Annotated in this window: 22 protein-coding genes; all 22 read right to left on the reverse strand. The window is 32.1% G+C overall.

Going from position 1 to position 12,757, the window contains the following annotated elements:
• Positions 1-12 precede the first annotated feature (12 nt).
• Positions 13-381 (reverse strand): 50S ribosomal protein L18, encoded by a 369-nt coding sequence (gene rplR, locus D9V68_RS02605; RefSeq protein ID WP_158358053.1) that lies wholly within the window; start codon positions 379-381, stop codon positions 13-15.
• Between the two features lies 1 nt (position 382).
• A complete protein-coding gene (gene rplF, locus D9V68_RS02610) occupies positions 383-919 on the reverse strand; it encodes a 50S ribosomal protein L6 (RefSeq protein ID WP_158358055.1) in 537 nt (178 codons plus the stop codon).
• Positions 920-929: 10 nt separating this feature from the next.
• On the reverse strand, positions 930-1,322 hold the full coding sequence (rpsH, locus tag D9V68_RS02615; protein ID WP_158358057.1) for a 30S ribosomal protein S8: 393 nt from the start codon (positions 1,320-1,322) through the stop codon (positions 930-932).
• Positions 1,323-1,352: 30 nt separating this feature from the next.
• Complete coding sequence (gene rpsN, locus D9V68_RS02620) at positions 1,353-1,658, reverse strand: 30S ribosomal protein S14 (protein WP_158358059.1); 306 nt, start codon at positions 1,656-1,658, stop codon at positions 1,353-1,355.
• A 14-nt stretch (positions 1,659-1,672) separates the two neighbouring features.
• Complete coding sequence (rplE, locus tag D9V68_RS02625; RefSeq protein ID WP_158358061.1) at positions 1,673-2,212, reverse strand: 50S ribosomal protein L5; 540 nt, start codon at positions 2,210-2,212, stop codon at positions 1,673-1,675.
• A gap of 13 nt (positions 2,213-2,225) precedes the next feature.
• On the reverse strand, positions 2,226-2,540 hold the full coding sequence (gene rplX, locus D9V68_RS02630) for a 50S ribosomal protein L24 (protein WP_158358063.1): 315 nt from the start codon (positions 2,538-2,540) through the stop codon (positions 2,226-2,228).
• 25 nt (positions 2,541-2,565) lie between these two features.
• The gene (rplN, locus tag D9V68_RS02635) at positions 2,566-2,934 is read right to left on the reverse strand and encodes a 50S ribosomal protein L14 (RefSeq protein ID WP_158358065.1); all 369 of its coding nucleotides are present in this window, start codon (positions 2,932-2,934) and stop codon (positions 2,566-2,568) included.
• Between the two features lie 137 nt (positions 2,935-3,071).
• Positions 3,072-3,326, reverse strand: coding sequence for a 30S ribosomal protein S17 (rpsQ, locus tag D9V68_RS02640; RefSeq protein WP_158358067.1), 255 nt, complete (start codon positions 3,324-3,326; stop codon positions 3,072-3,074).
• Positions 3,323-3,517, reverse strand: a complete 195-nt coding sequence (gene rpmC / locus D9V68_RS02645; RefSeq protein ID WP_158358069.1) for a 50S ribosomal protein L29 — start codon at positions 3,515-3,517, stop codon at positions 3,323-3,325. The genes rpsQ and rpmC overlap by 4 nt, the downstream gene beginning before the upstream one ends.
• Positions 3,517-3,927 (reverse strand): 50S ribosomal protein L16, encoded by a 411-nt coding sequence (gene rplP, locus D9V68_RS02650; RefSeq protein WP_158358071.1) that lies wholly within the window; start codon positions 3,925-3,927, stop codon positions 3,517-3,519. The genes rpmC and rplP overlap by 1 nt, the downstream gene beginning before the upstream one ends.
• 20 nt (positions 3,928-3,947) lie before the next feature.
• Positions 3,948-4,649: a 30S ribosomal protein S3 gene (gene rpsC / locus D9V68_RS02655; RefSeq protein WP_158358073.1), complete on the reverse strand. Its 702-nt coding sequence runs from the start codon at positions 4,647-4,649 to the stop codon at positions 3,948-3,950.
• Between the two features lie 18 nt (positions 4,650-4,667).
• Positions 4,668-5,000, reverse strand: coding sequence for a 50S ribosomal protein L22 (gene rplV, locus D9V68_RS02660; RefSeq protein WP_158358075.1), 333 nt, complete (start codon positions 4,998-5,000; stop codon positions 4,668-4,670).
• A 19-nt stretch (positions 5,001-5,019) separates the two neighbouring features.
• Positions 5,020-5,313, reverse strand: coding sequence for a 30S ribosomal protein S19 (rpsS, locus tag D9V68_RS02665; protein ID WP_158358077.1), 294 nt, complete (start codon positions 5,311-5,313; stop codon positions 5,020-5,022).
• Positions 5,314-5,333: 20 nt separating this feature from the next.
• Positions 5,334-6,155, reverse strand: coding sequence for a 50S ribosomal protein L2 (gene rplB / locus D9V68_RS02670; protein ID WP_158358079.1), 822 nt, complete (start codon positions 6,153-6,155; stop codon positions 5,334-5,336).
• A gap of 15 nt (positions 6,156-6,170) precedes the next feature.
• Positions 6,171-6,473 carry a 50S ribosomal protein L23 gene (gene rplW, locus D9V68_RS02675; protein WP_158358081.1) on the reverse strand — a complete coding sequence of 101 codons (303 nt, stop codon included), beginning with the start codon at positions 6,471-6,473 and terminating at the stop codon, positions 6,171-6,173.
• The gene (gene rplD, locus D9V68_RS02680; protein WP_158358083.1) at positions 6,470-7,075 is read right to left on the reverse strand and encodes a 50S ribosomal protein L4; all 606 of its coding nucleotides are present in this window, start codon (positions 7,073-7,075) and stop codon (positions 6,470-6,472) included. Before rplD ends, rplW begins: the two co-directional genes overlap by 4 nt.
• 17 nt (positions 7,076-7,092) lie before the next feature.
• Positions 7,093-7,722 (reverse strand): 50S ribosomal protein L3, encoded by a 630-nt coding sequence (rplC, locus tag D9V68_RS02685; RefSeq protein ID WP_158358085.1) that lies wholly within the window; start codon positions 7,720-7,722, stop codon positions 7,093-7,095.
• A gap of 25 nt (positions 7,723-7,747) precedes the next feature.
• Entirely contained in the window at positions 7,748-8,059 is a 312-nt protein-coding gene (rpsJ, locus tag D9V68_RS02690; RefSeq protein WP_009874476.1) for a 30S ribosomal protein S10, read from the reverse strand.
• 297 nt (positions 8,060-8,356) lie between these two features.
• Positions 8,357-9,541 carry an elongation factor Tu gene (gene tuf, locus D9V68_RS02695; RefSeq protein WP_158358087.1) on the reverse strand — a complete coding sequence of 395 codons (1,185 nt, stop codon included), beginning with the start codon at positions 9,539-9,541 and terminating at the stop codon, positions 8,357-8,359.
• Between the two features lie 67 nt (positions 9,542-9,608).
• On the reverse strand, positions 9,609-11,717 hold the full coding sequence (fusA, locus tag D9V68_RS02700) for an elongation factor G (protein WP_158358089.1): 2,109 nt from the start codon (positions 11,715-11,717) through the stop codon (positions 9,609-9,611).
• Between the two features lie 111 nt (positions 11,718-11,828).
• On the reverse strand, positions 11,829-12,299 hold the full coding sequence (rpsG, locus tag D9V68_RS02705; protein WP_158358091.1) for a 30S ribosomal protein S7: 471 nt from the start codon (positions 12,297-12,299) through the stop codon (positions 11,829-11,831).
• Positions 12,300-12,367: 68 nt separating this feature from the next.
• Positions 12,368-12,742, reverse strand: a complete 375-nt coding sequence (gene rpsL / locus D9V68_RS02710; RefSeq protein WP_158358093.1) for a 30S ribosomal protein S12 — start codon at positions 12,740-12,742, stop codon at positions 12,368-12,370.
• Between the last annotated feature and the right edge of the window lie 15 nt (positions 12,743-12,757).

The raw sequence follows: 12,757 nt of genomic DNA on the forward strand, positions 1-12,757 counted from the left end.
ATAATTTTCACCTTAAAACTTAAGTCCAAATTCACGTGCAGATTCGGCTAAAACTTGTACACGACCATGATATTTAAAACCAGATCGATCAAAAGAAACATTATATATTCCTTTACACAAGGCACGTTCTGCAATAATTTTACCTATTTTCGCTGCAGCTTCTTTATTTCCTGTATATTTTAGATCACATTTTATTTTTTTTTCTAAAGTTGAAGCGAATACTAATACTTTCGACTCTTCAGAAGAAATAATCTGAGCATAAATATGACGCGAAGTGCGATGCACAACTAGTCGAATGGCATTTAGCTCTTTGATTTTACGACGTGTTTTTATAGATCGGCGTATACGAGAAATTATTTTATTTTTATTAGAAAAAATCATTTTATTTCTTCTTAGCCTCTTTCATACGTATAACTTCATCTGAATACCGAATACCTTTTCCTTTATAAGGTTCTGGTATACGGTAAAAACGTAAATTAGCAGCAATTTGTCCTACTAGTTGTTTATCTATTCCTTTAATAATAATTTCTGTTGGAGTAGGGTTTTCTACGTCAATACCTTCAGGTAAACAATATGTAATAGTGTGTGAATAACCCAATGACATATTGATGATATTACCTTTTGTTACTGAAGCACGATATCCTACTCCAGATAATTGAAGTTTTTTACTAAATTTTTCAGAAACACCTATAATCATTGAATTTACAAGAGCTCTTGCTGTTCCTGCTTGTGCCCAAGCATTAGAAAAACTTAAACGTGGTGAAAAAATTATTTTACCATTTACATGTTCAACTTTAACTGATTGATGAATAGTACGTGAAAGATGACCATATTTTCCTTGAATTGATATTACTTGAAAATCTAATTGAATATTAATATTAGAAGGAATAATAATTGGACATTTAGCAACACGAGACATTCTTCCTCCACTAAGCTACATAACAAATAATTTCACCGCCAAGTCCTACTTGACGAGCCATACGATCTGTCATTACTCCTTGAGAAGTAGAAATTACGGCTATTCCCAAACCAGACATAACTTTAGGTAAATCATGTTTTTTTTTGTATATTCGCAAACTCGGACGACTAACACGTTTGATGGTTTCTACAACAGATTTTCCTTGAAAATACTTCAGAAATACTTCTATTTCTAATTTAGGATGTCCTGTAATTTTAAAATCTTTAATGTATCCTTCTTTTTTTAAAAGTTCGATAATTGATTTTTTTAATTTAGATGAAGGCATTTTAACGGAATATTTATTAGCTGATTGACCATTTCTAATGCGAGTTAGCATATCTGCTACCGGATCTTGCATGCTCATTTTTGACTCCAAAACCTGAAAAATTATATTTTACCAACTTGATTTTTTTAAACCAGGTATTTCACCTTTCATAGCCGCTTCCCTTACTTTAATACGACTTAATCCAAATTTACGCAAAAAAGCATGTGGACGACCCGTTTGACGACATCTGTTTCTTTGACGTGATGGACTAGAATCACGTGGAAAAGATTGTAATTTAAGAACTGCATTCCAACGTTCTTCTTCTGAAAGATTCATATTGGAAATAATACTTTTTAACGCAGTACGTTGTGTGTAAAATTTATTAGCTAATTTTACACGTTTAATTTCGCGTGCTTTCATTGATTCTTTAGCCATTGAATCACCTTATTTTACTTGCGAAAAGGAAAATTAAAAGCAGATAATAATAGACGTCCTTCATGATCAGATTTGGCAGTAGTAGTTATAGTTACATCCAATCCACGAACTCGATCAATTTTATCATAATCAATTTCCGGAAAAATAATTTGTTCGCGTATTCCTAAACTATAATTTCCTTGACCATCAAAAGAGTTGATTGATAAACCACGAAAATCTCGAATACGAGGAACTGCAATGATAATTAAACGTTCAAAAAAATCCCATTTTTTTTGACCACGTAAAGTGACTTTACAACCAATAGGATAGCCTTGACGAATTTTAAAACCAGCAACAGACTTTCGTGCTTTAGTAATAAGTGGTTTTTGACCGGATATTGCTGTTAAATCTAAAATAGCATTATCTAAAACTTTTTTATCAGAAGCTGCAGTACCTACACCCATATTTAAGGTTATTTTATCAATTTTAGGAACCTGCATAATAGAGCTATAATTTAGTTTGAGCATCATCTGTTTTATGACTGTTGATTTATAAAAATTATACAGTGTTGCCATTATATTACTCCAACTATTTAATCGTTTTTTTATTAGATTTAAAAAATCGAACTTTTTTCCCTTCTTCAAATCTAAAACCAACACGATCCGATTTATTAGATTCAGGATTTAATATAGCAATATTTGATATGTGAATAGGTGCTTCTTTTTCTATAATACCTCCACTTCTATTCTGAGATGGAACTGGTTTTTGATGTTTTTTAACTAAATTAAGACCGTTAATAATAGCTTTATTTGAAGATAAAATATTCTTAATAGTACCTTTTTTCCCTTTATCTTTTCCTGTGAGTATAATAATTTGATCATTACGGCGTAACTTTGAGGCCATTTTTTATTCCTTAAACATATTATAACTATAAAACTTCTGGAGCTAATGAAATGATTTTCATAAATTTTTCCGTTCTTAATTCACGAGTAACAGGTCCAAAAATACGAGTGCCAATAGGTTGTTCATTATTATTTAACACAACACAAGAATTTCTATCAAAACGAAGAATAGAACCATCAGCTCTTCTTACTCCTTTTTTAGTTCTTACTACTACTGCTTTAAGAACTTCTCCTTTTTTTACTTTTCCTCTAGGTATTGCTTCTTTAATTGTAATTTTGATTATATCTCCAATACCTGCATATCGACGACGTGAACCACCTAAGACTTTAATACACATAGCTGAACGTGCACCAGAGTTATCAGAGACATGCAAAATAGTTTGTTCTTGAATCATATATTTTAATACTCCAACTATTATAATTTAAATAAATGTAACAGTTACTAATTAAAATAATTTTATTATAACACTAGTTATATTGTATTAACAGAAAACATGAGCAGACCTGAGTTTGTTCATGTTTTTAAATTTTTTTAAAAAATGTTCTTTTTAATAATACGAACTAATACCCAAGATTTTGTTTTAGAAATTGGACGAGATTCACGAATTTCTATTAAATCACCTACATTACATTCATTATTTTCATCATGAATATGTAGTTTTGTAGTACGTTTAATAAATTTTCCATAAATGGCGTGTTTTATAAAACGTTCAATGGCAACAACTGCAGATTTTTGCATCTTGTCACTGATAACACGACCTTGTAAAGTACGTATTGTTTGCATTATTTTATCCTTTCCTTTTGCGTCAGCAAAGTCTTTATTCGAGCAATATTTCTTCGTACTTTTCTCAATAAATGAGGCTGTTTTAATTTTCCTGAAACAGATTGCATACGAAGATTAAATTGTTCTCGTAATAATTGCAAAAGTTCTATATTAAGATCTTTTTTTTCTTTTTTTCTCAATTCTACTGTTTTCATTACATCACCATCTTAGCTACAAAAGTAGTTTTAATAGGTAACTTTGCTGCTGCTAATTTAAATGCTTCACGAGATTCTTGTTCAGTAACTCCTTCTAATTCGTAAAGAATTTTCCCAGGTTGTACTAAAGCGACCCAATATTCAACATTTCCTTTTCCTTTTCCCATTCTCACTTCTAATGGTTTTTGAGTGATAGGTTTATCGGGAAAGATACGTATCCACATTTTTCCTTGTCTTTTAATACAACGAGTTATGGCTCTTCTTGCAGATTCAATTTGACGAGCAGTCAAACGTCCTCTACCAATGGCTTGTAAACCAAAAGAACCAAAATTAACATAATTACCAGAAGCCAAACCACGATTTCGACCTTTATGCATTTTGCGAAATTTAGTACGTTTTGGTTGCAACATTATCAGCTTCTCTCTTTTTCTTACTTTCTATGTTTACGATGTTGCTTTTTTGTCTGGACAGAAGGTTTTTCTAATCTTTCAATGGCTGCCATACCACCTAATATTTCACCTTTAAATATCCATACTTTAACTCCTATTACACCATATGTTGTATGGGCTTCTGAAGTACTATAATCAATATTTGCACGAAGAGTATGAAGTGGTACTCTTCCTTCTCGATACCATTCTCTACGTGCTATTTCTGCTCCACCTAAACGACCACTCACTTCAACTTTAATACCCTTAGCACCTTGCCTCATTGCATTTTGAACAGATCTTTTCATTGCACGTCGAAACATGACTCTTCGTTCTAATTGAGAGGTAATACTATCAGATACAAGCTTAGCATCTAATTCAGGTTTCCTTACTTCGGAAATATTAATTTGAACTGGTACACCAGTAATTTTAGCAATAGAAATTCTTAATTTCTCTACATCTTCACCTTTTTTACCAATGACAATACCTGGTCTAGCAGTATAAATTGTTACTCTAATACTTTTTGCTGGTCTTTCAATAATAATCTGAGAAATAGATGCTTTTTCTAGTTCTTTTTTTAAAAATTCACGAACTTTATAATCACTATCTAAATAATCAGCAAAATCTTTAGTATTAGCGAACCAAACAGAATTCCATTTTTTTATTATACCCAGTCGCATACCATTGGGATGTACTTTCTGACCCATCTCTGATTCTCCCTAATATTAACGATCAGATACAATTACAGTAATATGACTGGTACGTTTTAAGATACGATCTGCACGTCCTTTAGCACGTGGCATCATTCTTTTCATTGTAGAACCTTCATTGACAAATATTTTTTTAATAATTAGTTTATCTATATCAGCACCATCATTATGTTCTGCATTAGCTATAGCCGATTCGACTACTTTTTTAACTAAAAAAGCTGCTTTTTTATTTGTATAAGTCAAAATATTTAAGGCTTGTGGAACTTTTTTATTACGAATTAAATCTGCAATTAAACGTACTTTTTGTGCAGAAGAACGTGCTTGACGATGTTGGGCTGAAGTTTCCATTTACTCCTCTTTGCATTAGTTATTTATTCTTTGTTTCACGTTTTTTTATTTTCTTATCTGCGGTATGTCCTCTATAAGTACGAGTTAAAGAAAATTCCCCTAATTTATGTCCCACCATTTCTTCAGTGATAAAAACAGGAACATGATTCCGGCCATTATGAATAGATATAGTTAAACCTACCATATTTGGAAAAATAGTTGAACGTCTTGACCATGTTTTTATAGGTTTTTTATCTTTTGTTTGAACTGATTTTTCTACTTTTTTTAACAAACTTATATCAATAAAAGGACCTTTCTTAAGAGAACGTGGCATAAAATGATCCTCTAAAATAATTATTTTCTACGATGACGTATAATAAATTTTTCAGTACGCTTATTGTTGCGAGTCTTTTTTCCTTTAGTCTGAACGCCCCATGGAGTCACTGGATGTTTACCAAAATTTCTTCCTTCACCACCTCCATGAGGATGATCTACAGGATTCATAGCGGTACCACGAACAGTAGGACGTATTCCCATCCAACGAGAAGCTCCTGCTTTTCCTAAAACTTTTAACATGTGTTCAGCATTTCCAACTTCACCAATAGTAGCTCTACAATTTGACTGTGTCTTTCTCATTTCACCAGAACGCAACCGTAAAGTTGCATATTCATTATCAAATGCTACTAGTTGTACATAACTACCGGCAGAACGAGCTATTTGCCCACCTTTTCCGGGTCTCATTTCTACATTATGAATAAACGTACCTACTGGAATATTTTTAATGGGCAAAGAATTCCCTATTTTTATAGGAGAGTGTAAACCAGAAACTATAGTATCTCCTACATGAAGATCTTTTGGCGCTAAAATATAGCTTCTTTGACCGTCTTTGTACACAATTAAAGCAATATTAGACGAACGATTAGGATCGTATTCAAATCTTTCCACAACAGCTTCTATTCCATCTTTATTTCTTTTAAAATCTATAACGCGATATGCTCTTTTATGTCTACCACCAATATGGCGAGTCGTAATTCTACCATTATTATTACGTCCACCACTTTTACTGTTTTTTCTTACTAAAGAAGAGAATGGTTTTCCTTTATATAAATTTGTATTAACAATTTTAATAACGTGGCGACGACCCGGAGATGTCGGTTTGCATTTAACAATTGCCATTGTTTTGTCCTCCGACTACTCTGTATTACCTATGAAATCTAAATTATACCCTTTTTTTACTTTAATATAAGCTTTTTTCCAATTACTTCTCTGAATAATACGATTAGATTGACGCTTTTTTTTTCCTTTAACTTTTAGTGTTTTGATACTATCAACTTCTACATTAAATATTGTCTTTACTGCACATTTTATTTCATGTTTTGTAGCATTATTTAAAACTTTTAAAACGACAGTATTAAATTTTTCTATAGATATAGATGATTTTTCAGATACATGCGGAGAAAGTAGTATTTTAAGCAAACGTTCTTCAGAAATCATGAAAGTATTTCCTCTACTTTTTTCACTGCTTGAACAGTAATAATAACATGTTCAAAAGCAATTAAACTAACAGGATCTATAGAATGTACATCTTTTACATCAACTGAATGCAAATTTCTAGATGCTAGTAATAAATTATTATCTATTTTATCAGCAATAATTAAAACATTTTTTAAATCTATTTCTTTTAATTTTTGTACTAAAAGTTTAGTTTTAGGAAAATTTAATGAAAAATCTTTAAAAACTATCAATCGTTTTTGACGTATTAACTCAGAAAAAATACTTTTTAATGCACCACGATACATTTTTTTATTAATTTTCTGATTATGTTCTTGCGGCTTTGAAGCGAATGTCACCCCGCCTGAGCGCCAAATAGGGCTTCTGAATGATCCTGCTCGTGCTCTACCTGTACCTTTTTGACGCCATGGTTTTCTGCCTGAACCAGAAACTTCAGAACGACTTTTTTGTGCTCTCGTACCTTGACGAGTAGATGCTGAATAAGCAATAACAACTTGATGAATTAGAGCTTTATTAAAATCACGACCAAAAATGATTTCAGAAACACTAAGCACACTTTGTATGTCTTTAACTACTAATTCCATGCTTTACTCCTCACTGCTCAAACCTTAATTGCTGGTTTAACGATAAGATTACTACCGGTGGCACCGGGAACAGCACCTTTTACTAAAAGAAGATTTCTTTTTTCATCAATCTTTACTATATTTAAATTTTGCACAGTAACACGATGGTTCCCTAGTTGTCCTGCCATTTTTTTACCCTTAAATACTCTTCCTGGGGTTTGATTTTGACCGATAGAACCCGGTACTCTATGCGATAAAGAGTTTCCGTGTGTGGCATCTTGAGTATGAAAGTTCCAGCGTTTTACTGTACCGGAAAAACCTTTTCCTTTAGAAAAACCTGTAACATCAACTTTTTTTACATTGTTAAAAATATTAATTTTAATACTTTCACCAACCTTAAAAATTTCATTTTTATGAATTCTAAATTCCCATAAACCACGACCTGGAATTACACCTGATTTTAAAAAATGACCTGCTTTTGGCTTTGTTAATCTATTTGACTTTTTTACACCAGTTGTTACTTGAATAGCACAATAAAGATCTGTTTTTACATTTTTTACTTGTGTAATTCGATTTTCTTGAAGTTCAATTACTGTAACGGGCAATGAAACTCCTTCCTTAGTAAAAATACGAGTCATGCCAATCTTTCTACCAACTAAACCAATCATTTTTTTAATACCTTAATCTATCAAATTAACCTAAACTAATTTGTACATCTACACCGGCAGCAAGATCTAAACGCATTAGTGCATCAACCGTTTTTTCGGTAGGTTCTACTATGTCAATCAAACGCTTATGTGTACGAATTTCATATTGATCACGCGCATCCTTATTTACGTGTGGAGAAACTAAAATAGTAAAACGTTCTTTACGAGTTGGAAGAGGAATAGGTCCGCGCACTTGCGCACCAGTTCTTTTTGCTGTTTCAACAATTTCTGTAGTTGACTGATCAATTAATCTATGATCAAAAGCTTTTAAACGAATACGGATTCTTTGGTTCTGCATTAGCCCAGAACTCCAATTATTTACACAGTAAAAATTTAATCTGCTCTAGACGAATGTATATTCGAGAGTAGATGTCATTAAGTATTACCAATATAACTCCTATATTAGGAGTATTTTTATTTTTAAATACATTAAATAAAATTTTTTAAATGTACTATTGTTATTTAAAAAAAAATTTCTTTAAAAAAAATAATTATACTGTAACAATACTAGATCAATCAAGAAAAGAGCATTTTATACTCTTTTCTTAATAAATTCAACTAGATATCAGCATAAAAATATTCTAATATAAAATTATTATATTAAAACTTTAGAAACTACACCAGCTCCAACAGTACGACCACCTTCACGTATAGCAAATCGTAATCCATCAGCCATAGCAATAGGATTAATTAACGTAACAGTCATTTTTATATTATCTCCTGGCATCACCATCTCAACACCTTCGGGTAATTCAATAGAACCGGTTACATCAGTAGTTCTAAAATAAAACTGAGGACGATATCCTTTAAAAAATGGAGTATGGCGCCCACCTTCTTCTTTGGATAGAACATAAACTTCAGACTCAAATGTTGTATGTGGATGAATACTACCTGGTTTTGCTAAAACTTGACCTCTTTCAATTTCATCACGCTTCGTACCACGGAGCAAAACACCTACATTTTCTCCGGCACGACCTTCATCTAATAACTTTCTAAACATTTCTACGCCTGTACAAGTAGTTTTAGTGGTTTTTTTAATTCCCACAATTTCAACTTCTTCTCCAACTTTAATTATACCTTTTTCTACTCGTCCAGTAACTACTGTTCCCCTGCCTGATATAGAAAAAACATCTTCTATTGGTAATAAAAAAGGCTGATCTACTGCTCGTTTTGGTTCAGGGATATAGCTGTCTAAAAATCTAGACAAATCAATTATTTTTGACTCCCATTCAGGTTCTCCTTCTAATGCTTTTAGAGCTGAACCTCGAATAATAGGAGTATCGTCTCCAGGAAAATCATATTGTGTTAATAAATCACGAACTTCCATTTCTACTAGTTCAAGTAATTCTTCATCGTCTACCATATCACATTTATTAAGAAATACAATAATATAAGGAACACCTACTTGTCTTCCAAGTAAAATATGTTCACGAGTTTGCGGCATTGGACCATCTGTTGCTGCGACGACTAAAATAGCACCATCCATTTGAGCTGCACCAGTAATCATGTTTTTTATATAATCAGCATGACCTGGACAATCCACATGGGCATAATGTCTTAATTCAGTATCGTATTCTACATGAGAAGTATTAATTGTAATACCTCTTGCTTTTTCTTCTGGTGCATTGTCTATCTGATCAAAAGCACGTGCAGAACCACCGTATTTTTTTGATAACACAGTTGTAATAGCTGCAGTTAAAGTTGTTTTTCCATGATCTACATGACCAATAGTACCTACGTTTATATGAGGTTTTAAACGTTTAAATCTTTCTTTAGACATTAGCTTATTCCTTAAATAATATATTTTTTATATACAAAAAAATATTGTATACATTATAGAAAAACTTCTACTTTTCTCGTTTCTCAATAATTTCTTTAGAAATACTATAAGGTGCTTCTACATATTTTAAAAATTCCATACAATAAGAAGCTCTTCCTTGAGTTTGAGAACGTAGATCAGTAGCATAACCAAACATTTCAGATAAAGGAACACAAGCATTAATAATTTTACCAATTGATAAATCTTGCATACCTTCAATAACACCTCTCCTACGATTTAAATCACCTATCACATCTCCCATATAATCATCTGGAGTTTCTACTTCCACTTTCATGATTGGTTCTAATAAAATTGGATTTGCTTGTTTAAAACCTTTTTTAAACGCTATAGAAGCAGCTAATTTAAAAGCTAATTCAGATGAATCAACATCATGATAAGAACCAAAATAAAGACGTATACCAATATTAACAACTGGATAACCGGCTAATGGTCCATATTTTAATTGTTCTTGAATTCCTTTATCAATAGCTGATATATATTCACTAGGTATGACTCCTCCTTTTATATCATTAATAAACAAATATCCTTCGCTTCCTGGATCTAATGGAAATAATTCTATAACAACATGTCCATATTGACCTCTTCCACCTGATTGTTTAATATGCTTTCCTTCAATATCACTGACTTTATGAAGAATAGTTTCACGATATGCAACTTGAGGTGTTCCAACATTAGCATCTACGCTAAATTCTCGTTTCATACGATCAATAATAATTTCTAAGTGTAATTCTCCCATACCAGAAATGATTGTTTGATTAGATTCTTGATCGGTTCGAACTCTAAAAGAAGGATCTTCTTTTGCTAATCGTCCTAATGCTAAACCCATTTTTTCTTGATCTATTTTAGTTTTAGGTTCTACAGAAATCGATATTACTGGTTCAGGAAATTCCATACGTTCTAATATAATGGGTTCTTTTAAATCACACAAAGTATCACCAGTGGTGACATCTTTTAAACCAATAGCAGCTGCTATATCACCTGCATATACTTCTTTTATTTCTTCTCTTTTGTTGGCATGCATTTGAACAATTCTTCCAAATCGTTCCCTTTGAGACTTAACAGAATTAAATACAGTATCTCCAGATTTAACTACTCCTGAATACACACGAAAAAAAGTCAAATTACCTACAAATGGATCATTCGCGATTTTAAAAGCTAAAGCAGAAAAAGGAGCTTTATCATTAGAAGTTCTTATAGCTGGAGTATTCTCGTTGTTATTTAATACACCTTTAATATCTAAAATATCATTAGGAGCCGGTAAATATTCTACTATTGCATCTAATAAAGCTTGAACTCCTTTATTCTTAAAAGCCGAACCACAAGTAATAAGTGTGATTTCATTATTTAAAGCACGTTTTCGTAGTGCGGACTTGATTTCATTTTCAGATAATTGAATGCCATTCAAATATTTTTCTAACAGATCTTCATTAGACTCTACTGCAGACTCAAGTAAATTTTGATGCCATTTTTGTGCAGATTTTATCATGTTCACAGGAATTTCATTATAAGTAAATGTTAAACCTTGATCAGAATCTTGCCAATAAATAGCTTTCATTTTAATTAAATCTATTATACCAATAAAAGTATCTTCTGAACCAATTGCTAATTGAAGAGGAACAGGATTAGTACCTAAACGTTTTTTAATTTGTTTTACTACTTTTAAAAAATTAGCTCCCATACGATCCATTTTATTTATAAATGCTATACGAGGTACTTTATATTTATTCGCTTGACGCCATACAGTTTCAGACTGTGGTTGCACTCCACCTACTGCACAATACACCATGACAGCACCGTCTAATACACGCATTGAGCGTTCTACTTCTATAGTAAAATCAACATGTCCAGGTGTATCAATAATATTAATTCTATGAGGTTTAAATTGATTAGCCATTCCACTCCAAAATGCTGTAGTGGCTGCTGATGTAATAGTAATTCCTCTTTCTTGTTCTTGCTCCATCCAATCCATAGTAGCGGCCCCATCATGAACTTCACCAATTTTATGATTAATACCTGTATAAAAGAGGATTCTTTCAGTAGTAGTTGTCTTGCCTGCATCTATGTGAGCACTGATTCCAATATTACGATATTGAGAAATAGGTGTTGTACGAGACATTATCTTTCTCTCTCATTTTTAGGTTTTTAAAAGATTAGACCTCATGAGCCCAATGAAGATTCTTGCCTCAGTATATGTAAAATAATAAAAAAATTTTAAACTGTTATAATATTACCAGCGATAATGAGCAAATGCTTTATTAGCTTCTGCCATTCGATGGACTTCTTCTCTTTTTTTAACTGCTGTTCCTTTGTTTTCTAATGCATCATATAGTTCATTTGATAAGCGTAAAGACATGGATTTATCTGCACGTTTGCGAGCAGATTCAACGATCCAACGCATAGCTAAAGCATTTCTTCGAACTGGACGAACTTCAACAGGAACTTGATATGTTGATCCTCCAACTCGACGAGATTTTACTTCTACTGTTGGACGTACATGTTCTAGGGCCATCTCAAAAGCCTCTAATTCTTTCTTGTCGGTACGTTTAGATAAAGTTTTTAAAGCAGTATAAACAATGACTTCAGCAATAGATTTTTTACCATCTATCATAAGAATATTGATAAATTTGGCTAATAATTCCGAAGAAAACTTTGGATCTGGTAAAATTTTTCGAATGCTAACAATACGACGACGTGGCATAAAAACTCCATTTAATTTTAAAATATGTAAATCAAATAATGATAATTATAATTTAAACAAATCATTTTTTATACTTTTGGTTTTTTAACTCCGTATTTAGAACGACCTTGTTTCCGATCTTTCACACCAGCACAATCTAATGAACCTCTAACAATATGATATCGAACTCCGGGTAAATCTTTAACCCGACCACCTCGAATTAAAATAACAGAATGTTCTTGTAAATTATGACCTTCACCTCCTATATAAGCAGTCACTTCAAAACCATTAGTTAATCTTACACGACATACTTTACGTAAAGCTGAATTCGGTTTTTTAGGTGTAGTAGTATAAACTCTAGTACAAACACCTCTCTTTTGAGGACTTTTCCCTAAAGCCGGGACATTGCTTTTATAAACTTTCCGTAAACGAGATTTACGGACCAATTGATTTACTGTGGCCATAAAAACTCCTATTTT

It is taken from the genome of Buchnera aphidicola (Hyperomyzus lactucae) (assembly GCF_005081705.1).
Lineage (GTDB): Bacteria > Pseudomonadota > Gammaproteobacteria > Enterobacterales > Enterobacteriaceae > Buchnera > Buchnera aphidicola_Y.

What these genes read in the sequence shown, in the direction of transcription:
- rplB (WP_158358079.1), bottom strand. Translation starts at nt 6,155, where the DNA reads ATGGCAATTGTTAAATGCAAACCGACATCTCCGGGTCGTCGCCACGTT.
- rpsG (WP_158358091.1), bottom strand. Translation starts at nt 12,299, where the DNA reads ATGCCACGTCGTCGTATTGTTAGCATTCGAAAAATTTTACCAGATCCA.
- rplR (WP_158358053.1), bottom strand. Translation starts at nt 381, where the DNA reads ATGATTTTTTCTAATAAAAATAAAATAATTTCTCGTATACGCCGATCT.
- rplX (WP_158358063.1), bottom strand. Translation starts at nt 2,540, where the DNA reads ATGGCCTCAAAGTTACGCCGTAATGATCAAATTATTATACTCACAGGA.
- rpsH (WP_158358057.1), bottom strand. Translation starts at nt 1,322, where the DNA reads ATGAGCATGCAAGATCCGGTAGCAGATATGCTAACTCGCATTAGAAAT.
- rplN (WP_158358065.1), bottom strand. Translation starts at nt 2,934, where the DNA reads ATGATTCAAGAACAAACTATTTTGCATGTCTCTGATAACTCTGGTGCA.
- rpsJ (WP_009874476.1), bottom strand. Translation starts at nt 8,059, where the DNA reads ATGCAGAACCAAAGAATCCGTATTCGTTTAAAAGCTTTTGATCATAGA.
- rpsN (WP_158358059.1), bottom strand. Translation starts at nt 1,658, where the DNA reads ATGGCTAAAGAATCAATGAAAGCACGCGAAATTAAACGTGTAAAATTA.
- rpsL (WP_158358093.1), bottom strand. Translation starts at nt 12,742, where the DNA reads ATGGCCACAGTAAATCAATTGGTCCGTAAATCTCGTTTACGGAAAGTT.
- rplE (WP_158358061.1), bottom strand. Translation starts at nt 2,212, where the DNA reads ATGGCAACACTGTATAATTTTTATAAATCAACAGTCATAAAACAGATG.
- rpsC (WP_158358073.1), bottom strand. Translation starts at nt 4,649, where the DNA reads ATGGGTCAGAAAGTACATCCCAATGGTATGCGACTGGGTATAATAAAA.
- rpmC (WP_158358069.1), bottom strand. Translation starts at nt 3,517, where the DNA reads ATGAAAACAGTAGAATTGAGAAAAAAAGAAAAAAAAGATCTTAATATA.
- rplC (WP_158358085.1), bottom strand. Translation starts at nt 7,722, where the DNA reads ATGATTGGTTTAGTTGGTAGAAAGATTGGCATGACTCGTATTTTTACT.
- rplP (WP_158358071.1), bottom strand. Translation starts at nt 3,927, where the DNA reads ATGTTGCAACCAAAACGTACTAAATTTCGCAAAATGCATAAAGGTCGA.
- tuf (WP_158358087.1), bottom strand. Translation starts at nt 9,541, where the DNA reads ATGTCTAAAGAAAGATTTAAACGTTTAAAACCTCATATAAACGTAGGT.
- rplD (WP_158358083.1), bottom strand. Translation starts at nt 7,075, where the DNA reads ATGGAATTAGTAGTTAAAGACATACAAAGTGTGCTTAGTGTTTCTGAA.
- rpsS (WP_158358077.1), bottom strand. Translation starts at nt 5,313, where the DNA reads ATGCCACGTTCTCTTAAGAAAGGTCCTTTTATTGATATAAGTTTGTTA.
- rplF (WP_158358055.1), bottom strand. Translation starts at nt 919, where the DNA reads ATGTCTCGTGTTGCTAAATGTCCAATTATTATTCCTTCTAATATTAAT.
- rplW (WP_158358081.1), bottom strand. Translation starts at nt 6,473, where the DNA reads ATGATTTCTGAAGAACGTTTGCTTAAAATACTACTTTCTCCGCATGTA.
- rplV (WP_158358075.1), bottom strand. Translation starts at nt 5,000, where the DNA reads ATGGAAACTTCAGCCCAACATCGTCAAGCACGTTCTTCTGCACAAAAA.
- fusA (WP_158358089.1), bottom strand. Translation starts at nt 11,717, where the DNA reads ATGTCTCGTACAACACCTATTTCTCAATATCGTAATATTGGAATCAGT.